The organism is Pseudoalteromonas sp., from assembly GCF_041613455.1.
Classification (GTDB): Bacteria; Pseudomonadota; Gammaproteobacteria; order Enterobacterales; family Alteromonadaceae; genus Pseudoalteromonas.
Window position 1 is genome coordinate 1 of sequence record NZ_JBFJHD010000320.1, and the last position, 2,556, is coordinate 2,556.

Annotated in this window: 3 protein-coding genes and 1 pseudogene; all 4 read right to left on the reverse strand. The window is 46.0% G+C overall.

What is annotated here, in order from left to right:
- Window positions 1-130 (reverse strand): annotated as a pseudogene (locus tag ABYB02_RS16535) (flagellar assembly peptidoglycan hydrolase FlgJ); the annotation flags it as partial.
- A 117-nt stretch (window positions 131-247) separates the two neighbouring features.
- Complete coding sequence (locus ABYB02_RS16540; protein ID WP_372763465.1) at window positions 248-1,342, reverse strand: flagellar basal body P-ring protein FlgI; 1,095 nt, start codon at window positions 1,340-1,342, stop codon at window positions 248-250.
- Window positions 1,343-1,354: 12 nt separating this feature from the next.
- A complete protein-coding gene (flgH, locus tag ABYB02_RS16545; RefSeq protein WP_372763466.1) occupies window positions 1,355-2,038 on the reverse strand; it encodes a flagellar basal body L-ring protein FlgH in 684 nt (227 codons plus the stop codon).
- Between the two features lie 16 nt (window positions 2,039-2,054).
- Window positions 2,055-2,556, reverse strand: a 502-nt coding sequence (locus tag ABYB02_RS16550; protein ID WP_372763467.1) for a flagellar hook-basal body complex protein, incomplete at its 5' end; no start/stop codon positions are given.

Below are 2,556 nucleotides of genomic sequence, written 5' to 3' on the forward strand. Positions count from 1 at the left end.
CCGCTGCCTTTTTGAGTGCAGCGCGAGACGCATCTGTCGATGCATCGCCACTGTTTAGAGCATCTTTACGCAAAGCGTTTAAGTTACCTAAATCAAAAAAGTTTTGCTTATCGAGGTGATTGGTTTCCATCAGCTTTTTGACACAATAATGAATAATGTAATAACTAATGCAAAAAGTGAGCCAGTGAGCGGAGTAAAGCTATCAGTGGCCGGCGTTTAAGCTTGCCACTGATAACTGTAGGATACTTTAAATAACCACCAGCTGGCCGTTTATAGCGCCGGCTTCTTTTAATGCTTCTAATATGGCCATGAGGTCACCAGGCGCGGCGCCCACCTCATTAATGGCATGTACGAGGTCATCTAAACTGACTCCTGGGTTAAATACAAAGGCGCGCGAATCGTCTTGCCTAATATCGATAATACTTTGCTGGGTGATAGCCGTATCACCTTCGGCTAATGCATTAGGTTGTGATACATTTTGTTGCTCGGCAATTGTCACCGTTAAGCCACCGTGAGTAATTGCCGCGGGCTGTAACTTAACATTTTTACCAATAACTATGGTGCCTGTGCGTGAGTTAACAATAATTTTGGCCGAGGTATCGGCTGGCGTAAACTCTAAGTTTTCTAGCGTTGATAAATACGACACCCGCTGCGAGGCATCCCTTGGCGCAATAACACGTACCGAGGCTGCATCAAGCGCTTGCGCACTATTTGGCCCAATTAAATCATTAATGGTTTTTTCTAGCCGTTTCGCGGTAGTAAAGTCGGGGCGATTTAAATTAAAGGTAATGTAGTCGTTTTGCATAAACGGGCTTTTCACCGCACGCTCTACGGTAGCGCCATTGGGTATTCTGCCAACAGTTGGCGTGTTAATCACCACTTTACTGCCATCCAGCCCCTCTGCACCTAAGCCGCCTACAATTAAGCTACCTTGTGCAATCGCATACACATTACCATCAACCCCTTTTAAGAAGGTTTGTAATAAGGTGCCCCCCCGTAAACTGCCCGCACTGCCAATCGACGACACGGTAATATCTATGGTTTGCCCGGGCTTTCTAAACGGCGGCAGCTCAGCATGCACGGCAACGGCTGCCACATTTTTAATTTTTGGTTTTAAGCTTGCAGGCAGCGTAATACCAAAACTATTCAGCATGCCTTTAAAGCTTTGCTCGGTAAAACGGCTTTGCTCACCAGTGCCCGGCAAACCAACCACTAACCCATAGCCAATTAACTGGTTAGAGCGCACGCCTTCAACCATAGACACATCTTTAATGCGTTCAGCCGCGGCAGGAAGTTGCCAAAGCACTAATATAGATAAACAAAAAATTTTGAACCCATTCATAATGAGTGTCCTCTAAAAAGGAAACAGTGAGCTACTAAAGAAGCGGGTTAACCACCCTGCACTTTGCGCTTCTTGCGTTTGCCCCTTACCCGAATATTGAATGCGGGCATTAGCAATGCGGTTTGATTGCACAGTATTATCGGCAGACACATCTTGTGGTCTGACTAAGCCTTCTAAACGAATAAACTCCTCGCCCGAGTTAAGTGTTAGCCACTTTTCGCCGCGAATAACTAAATTACCGTTGGGCAACACGCGCATTACATTTACCGATATATCGCCCGCTAAGCTATTAGATTGATTAGATTTAGCGTCACCTTTAAATGAAGCGTCACTGCCAATACCAAACTGAATACTGTCGCCGCCAATATTTACCGGTACGCCCCCTAAACCAATCACGGGGTCGAGCTTAGCTTCTGATTGCTTATCGGTTTGCGTTTTTGCCGCTTTAGACGCTTGGGTCGACTCTTGCAATTTAACGGTAATAATATCGCCAGTGCGCAGCGCTTTTTTATCGGCGTATAAATCGTTTGATACATGGGTATTAAACAGCGAACCTGTTGCCACCAGCGGCTCGACTATAGGCTCGGGATACATGGGGGCATAGTAAGGGTCGTCTTGCACTACTTCGCTATTTTGATTAGACACACACCCACTTAACGCTAAAATAGCCACAGTAAATAATACTATATGACGCATAACAGCCTCCCACTCTTTATAGCTGTTGATTGATGTAGCTCATCATTTCGTCAACCGCCGAAATTACTTTTGAGTTCATCTCGTAAACACGCTGTGTTTCAATGAGGTTTACTAGCTCTTCGGTCACGTTAACGTTTGATGTCTCTAACGATCCTTGAACAATAGACCCTAATCCCTCAACCCCTGGGTTACCTTGTACTGGTGCTCCACTAACCGCGGTTTCGGTATAAAGGTTTTGCCCTACTGGTTCCAGACCCGATGGATTAATAAAGTCACTAATCACTAGCTGGCCAATCACCACGTTTTCGGCTTGCCCTGCTATACGCACCGATACTTCACCATCTTGCGAAATCGTAATTGATTGCGCGTCGTCGGGTACGTTCATTTCGGGCTGCACTGGGTAACCCGCGCCAGAAGTAACGATTCGGCCATCACCATCGGTAGTAAATTGACCATTACGCGAGTAGGCAATATTGCCATCAGGTTGCAGTACTTCAAAAAATCCAGGGCCAGAAATC